Origin of the sequence: Alterileibacterium massiliense, assembly GCF_900104645.1 — a bacterium.
Lineage (GTDB): Bacteria > Bacillota > Clostridia > Peptostreptococcales > Anaerovoracaceae > Alterileibacterium > Alterileibacterium massiliense.
In genome coordinates, this window is record NZ_FNWE01000002.1 from 445,577 (window position 1) to 460,080 (window position 14,504).

The window sequence follows — 14,504 nt, forward strand, 5'->3', positions numbered from 1 at the left end:
TATATGAATAAGGGTGATGTAATCGAACTAAAGATTGAAGATATGACGGAAGACGGCAAGGGCATAGGAAAATTTAACTCCCTTGCCATCTTTGTCTCTAATGCAGTTATAGGAGATTTTGTCAAAGCCGAGATAATTAAATTAAAAAAGAGATATGCTATTGCAAGGCTAATAGAGGTTTTAAAGCCGTCGAGCGACAGGATTAATCCTAGCTGTGAATACTTTGGGATATGTGGTGGCTGCTCGCTTCTCAATCTTAGATATGAGAAGCAGGTCGAGCTAAAGCGTAATACGGTTAAGGAGAAGCTTGCTCGACTCGCAGGAATCACCGGTCCGGTTGTCAGGGAGGTGATTGCTGCGGAGCAGCCTACCGGATATAGGAACAAGGCTAGATACTCCATAGGTTCAAATGGAGAGGTAGGATTTTATAAAAGAAAGAGCAGTGAAGTAATAGACTGTAAGACCTGCCAGCTTCAGAATGAGGCATCTATTAAGGTTGCAAATTGCATAAGAGGACTGATTAAAGAGGGAATAATAAATTACAAAAAAGGCGAGGCATCATCTTTAAGAGCATTTACCGTCAAGGCTTGTAAAGGCTCAGGTGAAGTCATGCTTATCCTTGAAATAATAGGAAAAGAGCTTGATAATGCGGAGGAAATAGTATATGCGATCGAAGATTCTTTAATTGATTCGGCTGGGTACAAGCTTAAAAGCGTTGCCCTAGCTTTAGTAAGTAAGAATGGAAAACATTCTGAAATTGATAAGTTAAAGATTGTTGCAGGAAGAGATACGATAACCGATGAAGTCACATTCAAAGATGAGAAAAGTCTTAAATTTGAGATTTCACCAGCATCTTTTTATCAGATAAATACTGAGCAAATGGTAGCCTTATATGAGAAAGCAGAAGAATATGCAAATCTTAGAGGTGACGAAATTTTGCTTGATATTTACTGTGGCACTGGAACGATAGGTCTTAGCATGGCAGACAAAGCAGGATTTGTACTGGGTATCGAAAGTGTAAAAGATGCAATACTTAATGCTAATAGAAATGCGAGCATAAATGGTATTGTAAATGCAATATATTATCATGGAAAAGCAGAGGACTGCCTTGATAAAGCCATTGAAAAATTGGAGCAAATCTTAAATAAGGATGTAAGCAATATCCCTAAGGTAGCTATAATAGACCCACCGAGGGCTGGTGCAGATGAAAAATTGCTTGAAATTCTCGCTAAAATTAAACCTGATAGAATAGTATATATATCATGTGATGCGGGAACACTTGCAAGGGACATTAAATATCTTGAGCTCAATGGGTATGATTTTATAGAGGCGACGCCTGTTGAAATGTTTCCAAATACCATGTCAATAGAAAGCGTTTCTCTATTATCATTATCGCAGAGATAAGCTTAAATCTGTGCGTTTAAATACCTATCTATTAATATAAATTTCTTTGCAAATAAATCGTAAGGGGAGAAAGTTTTGAAAACATATCAAGATAAAGAAGAATTGAAAGCAGAAATTGAAAAGAGCTTTAAAAAATATATTTCAGAATTTCAAAATATTCCAGAGGAATTAAAAGACATTAGAGCTAGTGAAGTTGATAGAACTCCAGCGGAAAATCTAGCTTATCAAGTTGGCTGGACGACGCTTCTTCTAAAATGGGAAGAAGATGAGAGAAATGGAGCAGAGGTGAAAACGCCATCAGCAGATTTTAAGTGGAATGAGCTTGGTAAATTATATAAACATTTTACAGATACCTATGCCCATTTAACTTTAAAGGAGCTGGAAGAGATATTAAGAGAAAATATAAGCTCCATATATGAGATGATAGACTCGCTTAGCGAAGACGAATTATTTAAACCTCATATGAGAAAATGGGCAGACGAAGCGACCAAAACAGCTACATGGGAAGTATATAAATTTATACATATAAATACTGTGGCACCTTTTGGAACTTTTAGAACGAAGATAAGGAAGTGGAAAAAACTTATGCAAGTCTAGGAATTTGTGTATTTTAACAAAGTTTTAGCCTTTGCTTTTTATATAAAAATAAGTTATAATGGCAGGGTGTTGTGAATAATAATCATTTTTAATGAATATTAATCATAATCTAGTTGCGACCGAAAGATAAAGCATAGTAAAAGTTATCAGAAAGGAATTAAAATGAACGAAGAAAAAGAATTTAAGCCCTTTGTTCCTGCGGACAAGGTAATGCCTGAATTTACGGTTACTTCGATAATTCTAGGTATAATTCTAGCTATAGTATTTGGTGCAGCGAACGCATATCTTGGGCTAAGGGTTGGTATGACAGTTTCGGCATCAATTCCTGCAGCGGTAATTTCGATGGGAGTTATCCGTGTTATCTTGAAGAAAGACTCAATTTTGGAAAATAACATGGTTCAGACTATCGGTTCTGCTGGAGAATCTCTTGCAGCAGGTGCAATTTTCACACTTCCTGCAGTATTCATGTGGGCTGCGGAAGGAGCAGGTACTCCTCCGGGATATTTAACAATAGCTCTCGTATGTATAAGTGGCGGACTTCTTGGAATAGTATTCATGGTACCGCTAAGAAGTGCATTGATAGTTAAAGAGCATGGTACTTTACCTTATCCAGAGGGAATGGCTTGTGCAGAAGTTCTTGTTGCCGGAGAAGAGGGCGGAGCTGATGCAGCTACAGTATTCAAAGGACTTGGTATTGCAGCACTTTACAAGTTCATAGCAGACGGAATTAAACTATTCCCAAGTGAAGCTGACTGGGCATTCAAGAAATATGATGGCTCCGGAATAGGTGTCGATGTTCTTCCTGCACTTGCCGGCGTAGGATATATATGCGGACCTATAATTTCTTCATATATGATTGCAGGTGCTACCATGGCTTGGTTCATCATCATGCCTACAATTAAGGCTTTTGGTGGAGATATGGTTATGTTCCCTTCAACTGAACCAATTAGCAGTATGGACACATGGGGTCTATGGGGAAATTATGTAAGATATATCGGAGCAGGAGCAGTTGCTGCCGGAGGAATAATGTCACTTATTGGCTCTCTACCATTGATAATCCGTACATTCAGGGATAGCATGAAGAGCATCAAAGATAAGGACAGCGTTGTTTCTATAAATCGTCAGAATAAAGACCTAAGTGCTAAATATCTCTTATTGATGCTTGCGATCGTAGTAGCGATACTCGTTGCAACACCAGGTATTCCAATTGGATTTGGTAGTGCACTTATAATCATTCTATTCGGTTTCTTCTTTGCTACAGTATCTTCTAGAATGGTAGGTATCGTAGGTAGCTCTAACAACCCTGTATCAGGAATGGCAATAGCTACGCTCATAATATCTACTCTATTACTTAAGATTTCTGGCTCTACCGGAACATCTGGAATGGTTTCAGCAATTATGATAGGTACAGTTATCTGTATCGTAGCAGCTATGGCTGGTGATATGTCACAAGACCTTAAGACTGGATACATCGTTGGAGCTAGTCCATACAAACAGCAGATAGGTGAAATAATTGGTACGCTTGCATCAGGACTTGCTATCGCTGGCGTTCTATATCTTCTAAATGCTGCATGGGGATATGGTGGTAAAGAACTTCCAGCTCCACAGGCAACTCTAATGAAGATGGTAATCGAGGGAGTAATGAATGCAAATCTACCATGGGTACTTGTATTCATCGGAGTATTCTTTGCAATCATCATGAAGATTTTGAGAATACCTGTTCTACCTGTAGCAATTGGTCTATATCTTCCAATTCACTTATCGGTACCTCTAATGATAGGCGGATTTGTAAAACTCTTTGTACAGAAGAGAAAATTCAAGTCAGAGGAAGAAAGAGAGATGGCTATAAGCAATGGAGTGCTTTATTCATCTGGAATGATTGCCGGTGAGGGAATCGTCGGTATATTGCTTGCTGTATTTGCAATAATCAAGATGTCAGGTGGAAAAACTCTTGGAGAAGCAATTGATATTTCAGGAAACTTCAGCCTAGGTAATATAGGTTCATTGATTTTCTTTGCACTATTAGTTGCAACGCTTCTAAAGGTATGTCTAAAGAAGAAAACAAAGACAGCAAAATATGATGACTAGAAAAAAAGAAATAAAAATGGAAAACTATCTGGAAAAGGTCCCTGCAATTCGCAGGGACCTTGACTGGAATGAAAGTAATGGTCTTGTAACAGTAGTGCAGAAGAATAGCGGATTTTATAATAAGATTGCACAGAAATTCTTTGGCACCCCTAAGGAGAGCAATATTGACCTTGATGAACTAGGTAGTTTTATATGGCTTTCTATAGATGGTAAGCGTAATCTAATTGAAATCGGAGAGATGCTTAAAGAGGAATTTGGAGAAGATGCAGAGCCACTTTATCCAAGACTTGTTAAGTTCATGCAAGTTCTCGTAGATGTTAAATACATAGACTTAATTTAAGCGAGGAGATATATGAATCACACTCTGATCCTAATAATTGCAATTCTAATGTTTGCGGTAATCACTGCAATCCTATACATGATAGGTTTGAGAAAAAAAGTGACAGAGAATGAAAGGCTCACAGAGATGCTTCTAAATAATGCAGCATTGATAGTCGTAAAATATCTAAAAGATCATGATACTGTTACTGAAGATGGCATTGGATACCTCATTAAAGAGGTTAAAGCTAGGGAGTTTTATTCAAAAAAGACTGCCGTAATTACGAATGGCAAAAATTTTCAAAAAGAACTTATCGACTACATGATAAGGAGAAATCATATATCAAAGGTTAAAATTAAAGGGAAGACATGCTATAAGCTTCCCGAAAAGGAGAAGTAAGATGGAAAAATTACAAATAGAGCCTCGTGAAGTTTTTGATTTTTTTCAAAAAATTGCATCAATTCCGCATGGCTCATTTAATACAAAGGAATTAAGCGATTATCTGGTAGACTTTGCAAAAGAGAGAAATTTAGAATACTACCAAGATGAAGTAGGAAATGTAATAATAAGCAAGCCTGCTACGGCTGGCTATGAAGATAGTGAACCCGTCATGATTCAAGGACATATCGATATGGTGTGCGAGCAGACGCCTGATAGCAAGATAGACATGACAAAGGACGGACTTGAGCTATATATTGACGGTGATATGCTCCGTGCAAAGGACACGACTCTAGGCGGAGATGATGGAATTGCTGTAGCAATGGCACTGGCAATTTTGGACAAAGATTGCTACAAACATCCTAAGCTCGACTGTGTATTTACTGTAGATGAAGAAGTAGGGCTAATAGGAGCAGCAGCTATAGATGTTTCTAAAATTGAAGCTAGGAAGATGATAAATATAGACTCCGAGGAAGAGGGAGTTATAACTGTAAGCTGTGCAGGTGGAGTATCTGCGACGGCAATTATTCCTATTAAGAGAGAAGAAAAAGAAGGATTGATTTATAAGATAGGAATAGATGGTCTGCTCGGTGGACATTCAGGAATTGAAATTGGCAAAGAACATGGAAATGCAAATATCCTTATGGGCAGGGTTTTATATGAGCTCGCCGAGAAGGTTGATTATAAATTGATTGAGGTTAATGGTGGAAATAAGGACAATGCAATTTGCAAAAAAGCGGATGCAAAGATTTTAATTTCAAATGACTGTGAGAATGAGCTAAAAAAGGAAATCTCAAGAATATCAGAAGAAATCTCACACGAATTAAGGGTGCCTGATCCGTCATTTAATTTAAAGCTCGAAAAGGATTCTTGGGCAGCTGAAAAAGCTTTGAAAAAAGTAAAGGTGTTTGATGAGGAGAGCAAGGGAAAGCTCTTAACATGGCTGATGAACACGCCTTATGGTATACAGCACATGAGCAAGGAAATTGAAGGATTGGTAGAAACCAGCCTAAACCTCGGCGCATTAAAAACTATTGAAGATAAATTTACAGCACTCTATTCGGTTAGAAGTTCAATAGATACAAGAAGAGATAATATATGCCATAAGCTTGATAATCTTGCAAAAATAATGGGCGGAAAAGTTGAATATAGCGGTGCATATCCTGGCTGGGAATATCGGGCAGATTCTTCGCTTAGAGAAATATGTGTGAATGTATATAAGGAGCAATATAAGAAAGAACCTAGAGTTGAGGCAATCCACGCAGGACTTGAATGTGGGCTCTTTGCAGGCAAGATGGACGATGGTAATTTCGACGCAGTATCCATAGGACCTCATATGGAAGGAGTACATACATCGGACGAAAGTCTTTCAATTTCTTCTGTAGAGAGGACTTGGAAATATTTACTGGGAATACTTGAGGCTTGCAAATAAAAATTTATATAGTAATAAAATCATAAAAAATTAATCATAAAAATAAAAATCATAATAATTAAAAAGGAGTATAGATGCTAAAAATAGGATTAAAAAACGAAGAAAAGATAACAGTTGATAAAACTAATACAGCGGCTGCAGTTGGTAGCGGTGGGCTTGAGGTGTTTTCCACTCCTGATATGATTGCTCTAATGGAGGGGACTTGCAAGGCTCTTGCTGACGAGCATCTAGAAGATGGACAAGGAACTGTTGGTATTTCAATTTCTACTGACCACAAGGCAGCAACACCTATAGGAATGGAAGTTACCTGCGAGGCAGAGCTTGTCGAAATTGACAGGTCGAGGCTTGTATTTAAAGTAAGATGCAAAGATGAGCTGGACGATATATCAGAGGGTGAACATCAGAGGTTCATTGTAGACAATGAAAAATTCCTTGCTAATGTAAATGCAAAGGTTGAAAAAGCTAAAAATAACAAATAAATATAATAAATAAAAGGGTCAAAGACTCATCGCAAGCACAGTGAAAACCTTAGGAATTTAGCTCGAGAGCGTAGCTCACAGCGGATAGGGCGTAGATAGGAGCTGTTTCCGCACGCATTATTCTAGGCCCAAGGCCGGCACAGATTCCGCCTTTTGAAGTAAAAAGGTCTATTTCGCTTCCGCTTAGACCACCCTCTGGACCAAAGACAAATAGTATTTTTTGACTTGGCTCGATATGATTAAGCACATTTGAAAGAACGAAGCTTTCACCGTCCATGGCAGATTCTTCATATGCAATTATGACTTTGTCGAATTTTTCAAAGATTTCAACAAGGTCATTTTTTCTTTTGAAAAGTTTAAGCTCGGGTACATGATTTCTCTTGCTTTGCTCCGCAGCACCCTTGACAATTTTCTGTAATTTGGCCATTAATTTATCGAGCTTCGCATCATTCCATTTAACAACTGAGCGGTCAGCAGGAAAGCCAAATATCTCATAAACACCAAGCTCCGTTGCCTTCTGAGAAATAAAAGACATCTTATCACCCTTTGGAAAACCGGAGGCAATGGAAACTCTTATAGGAAGCTCTAGATTTTCATCTATGGCCTTTTTTATTCTGAAAATATGGGATTTTGCATCACTAAGCTCGGCCAGATATTTTATTCCATTTTGGTCAACCAAAACAACTTCATCTCCTGTAGAAAGACGCATAACATTAAACATATGATTAACCATATCCTTATCGCTTATGACAATTTTATCTTCGCCGATTAAATCATTAAAAAAATATTGTTGCATTTTTATTCACCCAAATTATTCGCCCAAAATAAATTAATTTGCAAATTGCATTGACAGGTTTTTTAGAATATACTTTTAGCACATATTATTGAGATATGCTATTTAAGCAATACAATTAAAGCATACTATTTAAAACATATTGCTTAAAACATACTATATAAGATTTAGTATAAAAGCAATTAAATTTTGTATAATTATATTTGCATCTAATTTTAGCATCTATTTTAAAATTTGGGATAAAAAGAGTTTATCAATTGAGGTATATTGAGGCATAAAGATTGCAAAATAAATACTATCTAAATTTGGAATAAAGACCATCTAAATATCGAATACAAACATAGAATATAGAACATGGAATATAGAATATAGAATATAGAATATGAAGATTGAATTAAATGAACATTTTACATATAAGAAGCTTATCAGGTTTACTCTACCGTCGATTTTGATGATGATTTTCACATCGATTTACGGGGTCGTAGACGGATTTTTTGTGTCAAATTATGTTGGAGCAGAAGCCTTTGCCTCTGTAAATCTTATAATGCCGGTAATAATTATTTTAAGTGCTGTGGGATTCATGATCGGTACTGGTGGCAATGCTTTAGTTGCAATGACCCTAGGTCAGCATGATGAAAAAAGAGCAAATGAGATTTTTTCTATGCTAATTTATATTCTTATATTTCTTGGAATATGCCTATCTATAGCTATGGCGGTTTTTATGCCTAAGATGGCTAGAATCCTCGGTGCAACGGATATAATGATTGATGACTGCGTAATTTATGGAAGAATTTCTATGGTTTCGCTAACATTTTTTATGCTACAGACCTCATTTCAAAGCTTCATGGTGACCGCTGCAAGACCACATTTTGGTTTGTATATCACAATAGCTGCTGGGGTGACAAATATGGTCCTCGACCTTGTGTTCGTTGGAATTTTGGGCTTCGGAGTCGCGGGTGCTGCGTGGGCTACTGTTGCAAGCGAAATCGTCGGGGGAAGCATACCACTAATCTATTTCATCATTCCTAACAAGAGCAAACTAAACTTGGTAAAAGCAGGATTCAAATTTAGACCTCTCATAAAGGTGCTAAGCAATGGAGCGTCAGAATTTATGACGATAATCTCATCTTCATTTGTAAATATGCTATACAATTTACAGCTTATGAAAATTGCAGGCGAAAAAGGTGTTGCATCATTTGGCGTTATAATGTATATCAATTTCATATTTACGGGAGTATTATTTGGGTACGCATTTGGAAGTTCTTCTATCGTAAGCTATCACTATGGCTCGGAAAATTATAAAGAACTTAGAAGTCTATTTTCAAAGAGCATTAAAATAATAGGAATTGCTTCTCTAATATCCTTTGCCTCCGCACAGCTATTTGCAATCCCTCTAGTAAAAATATTTTTTAGTTATAGTGACGAGCTGATTCATATGACTACACACGGTTTTAGAATTTATTCTATAGCATATCTTTTGATTGGATTTAATGGATATGCCTCATCACTATTTACAGCACTTAACAATGGAAAGGTTTCAGCAACAATTGCTTTTGGAAGAACCTTGGTATTTCAGGTAGCATCAATTCTCATCTTGCCTAGGATATTTGGACTAGCCGGAATATTTTCTTCTATAATTGTCGCAGAATTTCTCGCAATTATGGTATCCATGTTTTTCATCAATAAGTATAAAAGCGAGTATCATTATTTGTAAATCGCACTAGGCATATTTGCACCCAATGCACATTATGAAAAAATTCTGCCCTTAATATTCTTGCATCTAAAAATTGCTCATTTCCTTTTTTCTAAAAATCTTCTTCTGAGCTCTGCTATATCTTTTGGAGCATTGCCGTCCATAGATTTTATTACGGTTTCTTTTGAGAAATCTATCATATTTTTCGCAGGTGAGGTTCTAAGATAGGATGGATCGAGCCCGTCAGCAAGTCCAAGTCTCCACCTGTCAAGAGCGTCAGAATCTTTGAAAATATTATATATTAGAATCGCATCTTCTCTTTCTTTTTCATTTTTAAAATAATCGCTAATCTGTTTTATCCCAAGCACATCATTTCTGTCGTGATAAGCGATTGCAAAAAATGTACGAATATCAAATGGAAGGGGAAGCATACCGACCTTGCTTTCGCAAAACTCCTTGTAATATCTGGCTGCTCTACCACCATGGCCAACATCAGGACCATCCTCAAGGCGTCTTGAATCATGAAATATTGAAGCCATAGCAAGGGCATCTCTTATGTCATCATCTAGGTTTAACTCCTCACAAATGAGTTCTGCGAAAAGAAGAACCCGTCCGCAGTGTCTGTTAGTATGAATTTCACTCCCAAACTCAGAGAAAACAACTCTTTTATTCATATAATTTTCCCACATGAGAATATATGACTTTAAATCTTCGCTCACTCTTTTTGGAATTAAATATTCTAAATCCATTATCTATTCTCCTTTTTATACTTCTAATATTTTAGCACCAATAAAGTTTTTTTCAAATCTTCACTCATAAAAAATTTATTGATGTATATTATAGAACAAAGAAGAATGAAATTTACAGGAGGAAGAGATGACAGAAAAAAGAACAAAGGTAGATATAATTTCGGGCTTTCTTGGTGCAGGAAAGACGACGCTCATAAGGAAGCTCATAAAAGAAGCATATGGAGATAAGAAGATAATAATAATTGAGAATGAATTTGGGGAAATTGGTGTTGATACAGGATTTCTAAAGGACACAGGTGTTACGATAAATGAAATAACGGCGGGCTGTATTTGCTGTACTCTTGCAGGTGATTTTGCAAAAGCCTTAGATGAGGTAATGAGAGAATATAAGCCGGACATAATAGTGATCGAACCGTCCGGTGTTGGAAAACTTTCAGATGTTATTCTTGCTGTAAAAAGCCTTGGAAATGATGATATTTTATTAAATAGTTTTGCCTGCGTTGTAGATGCGAAAAAAGCTAGGAAATATCTAAAGAACTTCGGTGAGTTTTTTGAAAATCAGGTTGAGAATGCCGGTGCAATTATTCTTTCTCATACATCTGAACTTTCAGCAGAAAAGATTGACGATGTAGTCGATATGCTTAGGGAGCTTAACAAAGAAGCTTCCATAATAACTACAGATTGGGAAGACCTTGATGGGAAAGATATTTTGGAAGCCATGGAGCAGAAAAAGAGCTTAGACTTTATAATTAATAAGCTTAGAGAAGAACCTCTCGTTCACCATCACGAGCACGACCATGACCATCATCACGGTGAGCACGACCATGAAAATGAGGATCAACATGACCACGACCATGGACATCATCACGAGCACGGTGAACATGACCACGACCACGAACATAATCACCAGCACCACGACCATCACCATGAGCACGAGCACGAACATCACCACGACCATCACCATCATGACGACAATTGTGGCTGCGGGCATGACCACAATCACGAACATGGACATGATGCCGATGAAGTATTTAGCACTGTAGGAATTGAAACTGCAAAAGCATTTACTTTAGAGCAAATTAAAAAAGCCCTTGACGAGATAGAGGACGATTCTAAGTACGGAATGGTAATAAGGGCTAAAGGCATAGTAAAAGGTGAAGATGGAAGATGGCTACATTTTGACTATGTTCCGGGAGAGGCAGATATTAGAGATGGATCTGCAGAGGTTACGGGAATGATATGCGTTATTGGAGTTGACCTTAAAGAAAAGGAGACAAGACAATTGTTCAGTCTGGAGGGCTGTGATGAATAACGAACTTAGAGAAATACCGGTTTATTTATTTACAGGATTTCTGGATTCGGGAAAGACGACATTCATTCAGAGCGTGCTGGAAAGTCCTGAGGATAATTCGGATAAAAGGACACTGCTTTTGGTGTGCGAGGACGGAGATATAGAATATGCCCCAGCTAAGTTCACAAGTGATAATGTTATCATCGAAATGATTGAAGATGAGAAAGAGTTAAGCAAGGCACTTCTTTCAAGTCTTGCAGTTAGGCATAATATAGACGATGTAATTATTGAATACAACGGTATGTGGCTACTTGAGTCGCTCTTTAGAGTTCTTCCACCCAACTGGATAATTGCACAGGAACTCTGTTTTATCGATGCTACGACCTTTGAAATCTTCAATAAAAACATGAGGCAACAGACCTTTGATAAGATGAAGACACCGGACTTACTTGTTTTTAACAGATGTGTCCGTGGAGAATTTGATAAAAATGCTTTTCATAAGGAGGTCAGAATTGCCAGCCGTAAAGTTCAAATTGTTTATGAATATGGACCTGACGATGTAGAGCCGGATATAATAGAAGATCCTCTTCCATTTGATAAAAATGCTCAGATTATAGAGATTAAACCTGAATATTATGCGGAATGGTACAGGGATATTAATGAGAATCCTCTTGATTATGAGGGAAAGAAAGTGATAGTTACAGGTAGGGTAGCACTTGTCGAGCAGATGCCTCGCGGAGAATTTGCCTTCGGTCGCCATGTAATGACCTGCTGTATTGAGGATATTCAATTTGCGGGGCTCGCAGCATATTGGAAAGAAGATTATAAGTATAAGGTTGGTGATTGGGTTGAAATTAAGGCTAAGATAAAAAATGAATTTAGCGATGCCTATCGTGAAAAAGGACCGGTTTTTCACTGCACCCATGTAAAAAAAGTTGACCCGCTCGAGCCTGAGGTTGCGACTTTTTAGTAAAAAATGCGATTGACAAAATTGGGGGGGGGTTATATATAATTAACAAAAATTCAAGGAGGAATTTATGAAAAGCATAAAAAATAGATTGCCGGCAATCCTCGTAACATTTTTGTTAATGATTACAATGACCCTATTATTTAATCTGACAAAAACCTTTGCCGGCGAGGGAATAGTTAAAATAGGTAATAATTCGTATAATACGCTTGAAGAAGCATTTCAAGCTGCGGGAGCAGGAGATATTCTTGAACTAAAGGAAAGTATAGAAATTAAAAATCAGATTAGGGTTCCTGCAGAAAAAAATCTTACTCTAAATTTAAATGGAAATACCATAACTTCCGCCTTGTCAGATGAAAAAGACTACGCATTTTTAATAGATACAAAAGGAAATTTTACTATAAAAAATGGTAAGCTTACCGCAAAAGATTTAGACGGAAACGGTTTTACCTCAGCAGGGATTAAGGTTACCAAGGCTAATTTGGTTATGGACGGCATTGAAGCTTTCGATATTAAGGCTGAAAACAAAGGCTCTGTCCTGAGAAAACAGAATGTTAATAATGAAACACTAAAGATAGTTGGCTGTTATTTCCACGATAATAGAGCTCTAAAAAGTGGTGGTGCGGTAGATATTTTCCACCTAGGTAAAGATGCAAAATGCGAGATAATAAATAGCAGGTTTATAAATAATAAAGCGGAGATACTTAAAAATTCCAACATAACTGAGACTTATAATGTATGGGGTGGAGCTATAAATTATTATGGGCTTGGAGAGCTTATAATAAGAGGAAATGAAGTCACGAGCAACGAAGTTAAGTCAGAAAAATTATATCAAAATAGGAATTGGTCCGTAGGAGGCGGAATACAGATTAAGGGGTATGATGTAAATCCAAGATTGAATAATAATTTAAGAGTAACCCTTGAGGACAATATTATTTCAAAAAATAAGGCACAGCTCTACGGAGGAGGACTTGCCCTAGACTTAAATAAATTTCTACGAAATGACCAGATTAATTTGGTGTCAGGGCTATTTTCCGAAAACAAAGCAGGAGTTGCTGGTGGTGGACTTGACTACATAGGGGAATATATGCCACTGTTAAAATTAAAGAATGTTCTTATGAAAGACAATAAGGCAATTCAAGCAGGAGGCTTATACCTTGGTGAAAATGGTAAAATAAGAAATCATTCTACATTCGGAGTTGCAATTTCGGATAATTCAATTTATAAGGATGGAGCATCAGCAAATTCAAGCGATATAAGACTTGCAAAATTTAAATTTGATGATAATCAGGGCGAACAGACACCTCTATATGATAAGTTCACACTTCCTGAGAGAACTTTTATGGGTAATAAGCTGAGCTGGTATAATGATAAAAGAGGAGCCTTGTATAAGGAGGGAGATACTCCATTAGAGCGTGATGCTTATAGCAATAGAAAAAATGAGCTGATGTTAAAGGGAAGCTTGCTTTCTGATAAGGACTGGTATGAGCTTCATAAAGATTCAGCGGATCTGATATTTATCGGTAATATTGCGGGCACTGGTGGAGCGATTGTCAGCGGTTCAGATATAGACTTTGGAGAAGACCTTGATATAAAATGCAAGGTAGACAAGAAATGGATTGACGAGAATGGCAAGGAAATTACCAAGAAATTGCCTAAAGAAGTAGAAGTTCAGCTTATAAGAAAAGATGAAAAAGGCGGAATTTATGAGCTTGAAAAGGTAAAACTTAATAAAAAGGGTAATTGGTCATACGATTTTACAGATTTACCATCAATGGGAATAGTCAATGGTGAAACTTTGAAATTTAGCTATGAAGTTAAGGAGATTAGCAATTTAAAAGGATTTAAATCAAATATTGAGCAACTTCCGGCAACCGATGATGTAGAATACAATTATCTAATTACCAATACCAAGGAGAAAATAACGGAAAATCCGGATAAGCAAAATAAACCGGATGTATCTAATAAGAAAGACAATGCTAATTCAATCAAGACGGGAGATATGGATAGCATAATGCAATTTGCACTAATTGGCATTTTATCGCTCGTAGCATTTATTGCACTTATTATTAAAAAATTAAAGACAAAATAAATTTAAAATAAAATTTATAAGTCATATTGGTTAATTTAAAATTAAAATAACAATCATTTTACCCACTTTGCTAATTTTTAGTAGAGTGGGATTTTTATATTTGATTGAGTACGCTAATTAGGTATGTTACTATATTAATGAATTTTTTAGACAAGTTTATGT

At 36.8% G+C, this 14,504-nt stretch carries 13 protein-coding genes; 11 read left to right on the plus strand and 2 right to left on the minus strand.

Annotated elements, in window-relative coordinates:
• Positions 1-3 precede the first annotated feature (3 nt).
• The 7 genes from rlmD to BQ5371_RS03950 all read left to right on the plus strand — a co-directional run bounded on the left by rlmD (position 4) and on the right by BQ5371_RS03950 (position 6,757).
• Positions 4-1,404 carry a 23S rRNA (uracil(1939)-C(5))-methyltransferase RlmD gene (rlmD, locus tag BQ5371_RS03920; RefSeq protein ID WP_071132616.1) on the plus strand — a complete coding sequence of 467 codons (1,401 nt, stop codon included), beginning with the start codon at positions 4-6 and terminating at the stop codon, positions 1,402-1,404.
• Between the two features lie 75 nt (positions 1,405-1,479).
• Entirely contained in the window at positions 1,480-2,001 is a 522-nt protein-coding gene (locus BQ5371_RS03925) for a ClbS/DfsB family four-helix bundle protein (protein ID WP_071132617.1), read from the plus strand.
• 162 nt (positions 2,002-2,163) lie between these two features.
• Complete coding sequence (locus BQ5371_RS03930) at positions 2,164-4,089, plus strand: OPT family oligopeptide transporter (protein ID WP_071132618.1); 1,926 nt, start codon at positions 2,164-2,166, stop codon at positions 4,087-4,089.
• On the plus strand, positions 4,079-4,429 hold the full coding sequence (locus BQ5371_RS03935; protein WP_071132619.1) for a PqqD family protein: 351 nt from the start codon (positions 4,079-4,081) through the stop codon (positions 4,427-4,429). Before BQ5371_RS03930 ends, BQ5371_RS03935 begins: the two co-directional genes overlap by 11 nt.
• Positions 4,430-4,441: 12 nt before the next feature.
• A complete protein-coding gene (locus BQ5371_RS03940; RefSeq protein WP_071132620.1) occupies positions 4,442-4,807 on the plus strand; it encodes a hypothetical protein in 366 nt (121 codons plus the stop codon).
• 1 nt (position 4,808) lies between these two features.
• Positions 4,809-6,278, plus strand: a complete 1,470-nt coding sequence (locus BQ5371_RS03945) for an aminoacyl-histidine dipeptidase (RefSeq protein ID WP_071132621.1) — start codon at positions 4,809-4,811, stop codon at positions 6,276-6,278.
• Positions 6,279-6,352: 74 nt separating this feature from the next.
• Positions 6,353-6,757: a thioesterase family protein gene (locus tag BQ5371_RS03950; RefSeq protein WP_071132622.1), complete on the plus strand. Its 405-nt coding sequence runs from the start codon at positions 6,353-6,355 to the stop codon at positions 6,755-6,757.
• A 49-nt stretch (positions 6,758-6,806) separates the two neighbouring features.
• Here BQ5371_RS03950 and BQ5371_RS03955 read toward each other — a convergent pair whose 3' ends face one another.
• Positions 6,807-7,553: a 16S rRNA (uracil(1498)-N(3))-methyltransferase gene (locus BQ5371_RS03955; RefSeq protein ID WP_071132623.1), complete on the minus strand. Its 747-nt coding sequence runs from the start codon at positions 7,551-7,553 to the stop codon at positions 6,807-6,809.
• A gap of 379 nt (positions 7,554-7,932) precedes the next feature.
• On the opposite strand from BQ5371_RS03955, the gene BQ5371_RS03960 reads away from it, so the two are divergent.
• Positions 7,933-9,264, plus strand: a complete 1,332-nt coding sequence (locus BQ5371_RS03960; protein ID WP_071132624.1) for an MATE family efflux transporter — start codon at positions 7,933-7,935, stop codon at positions 9,262-9,264.
• Between the two features lie 77 nt (positions 9,265-9,341).
• On the opposite strand, the gene BQ5371_RS03965 is transcribed toward BQ5371_RS03960, so the two are convergent.
• Positions 9,342-9,992: a hypothetical protein gene (locus BQ5371_RS03965; protein WP_071132625.1), complete on the minus strand. Its 651-nt coding sequence runs from the start codon at positions 9,990-9,992 to the stop codon at positions 9,342-9,344.
• Positions 9,993-10,119: 127 nt separating this feature from the next.
• Between BQ5371_RS03965 and BQ5371_RS03970 the strand changes: the two genes are divergently transcribed.
• The 3 genes from BQ5371_RS03970 to BQ5371_RS03980 all read left to right on the plus strand — a co-directional run bounded on the left by BQ5371_RS03970 (position 10,120) and on the right by BQ5371_RS03980 (position 14,342).
• Entirely contained in the window at positions 10,120-11,304 is a 1,185-nt protein-coding gene (locus tag BQ5371_RS03970; RefSeq protein ID WP_071132626.1) for a CobW family GTP-binding protein, read from the plus strand.
• The gene (locus BQ5371_RS03975) at positions 11,297-12,253 is read left to right on the plus strand and encodes a TIGR03943 family putative permease subunit (protein WP_071132627.1); all 957 of its coding nucleotides are present in this window, start codon (positions 11,297-11,299) and stop codon (positions 12,251-12,253) included. The genes BQ5371_RS03970 and BQ5371_RS03975 overlap by 8 nt, the downstream gene beginning before the upstream one ends.
• Before the next feature lie 67 nt (positions 12,254-12,320).
• Positions 12,321-14,342: a Cna B-type domain-containing protein gene (locus BQ5371_RS03980; protein ID WP_071132628.1), complete on the plus strand. Its 2,022-nt coding sequence runs from the start codon at positions 12,321-12,323 to the stop codon at positions 14,340-14,342.
• Positions 14,343-14,504 lie beyond the last annotated feature (162 nt).

Excerpts from the sequence above, each read along its gene's own strand:
- BQ5371_RS03960 (WP_071132624.1), top strand. The coding sequence starts at position 7,933 with ATGAAGATTGAATTAAATGAACATTTTACATATAAGAAGCTTATCAGG.
- BQ5371_RS03940 (WP_071132620.1), top strand. The coding sequence starts at position 4,442 with ATGAATCACACTCTGATCCTAATAATTGCAATTCTAATGTTTGCGGTA.
- BQ5371_RS03955 (WP_071132623.1), bottom strand. The coding sequence starts at position 7,553 with ATGCAACAATATTTTTTTAATGATTTAATCGGCGAAGATAAAATTGTC.
- BQ5371_RS03980 (WP_071132628.1), top strand. The coding sequence starts at position 12,321 with ATGAAAAGCATAAAAAATAGATTGCCGGCAATCCTCGTAACATTTTTG.
- BQ5371_RS03935 (WP_071132619.1), top strand. The coding sequence starts at position 4,079 with ATGATGACTAGAAAAAAAGAAATAAAAATGGAAAACTATCTGGAAAAG.
- rlmD (WP_071132616.1), top strand. The coding sequence starts at position 4 with ATGAATAAGGGTGATGTAATCGAACTAAAGATTGAAGATATGACGGAA.
- BQ5371_RS03945 (WP_071132621.1), top strand. The coding sequence starts at position 4,809 with ATGGAAAAATTACAAATAGAGCCTCGTGAAGTTTTTGATTTTTTTCAA.
- BQ5371_RS03965 (WP_071132625.1), bottom strand. The coding sequence starts at position 9,992 with ATGGATTTAGAATATTTAATTCCAAAAAGAGTGAGCGAAGATTTAAAG.
- BQ5371_RS03930 (WP_071132618.1), top strand. The coding sequence starts at position 2,164 with ATGAACGAAGAAAAAGAATTTAAGCCCTTTGTTCCTGCGGACAAGGTA.
- BQ5371_RS03970 (WP_071132626.1), top strand. The coding sequence starts at position 10,120 with ATGACAGAAAAAAGAACAAAGGTAGATATAATTTCGGGCTTTCTTGGT.
- BQ5371_RS03950 (WP_071132622.1), top strand. The coding sequence starts at position 6,353 with ATGCTAAAAATAGGATTAAAAAACGAAGAAAAGATAACAGTTGATAAA.
- BQ5371_RS03975 (WP_071132627.1), top strand. The coding sequence starts at position 11,297 with ATGAATAACGAACTTAGAGAAATACCGGTTTATTTATTTACAGGATTT.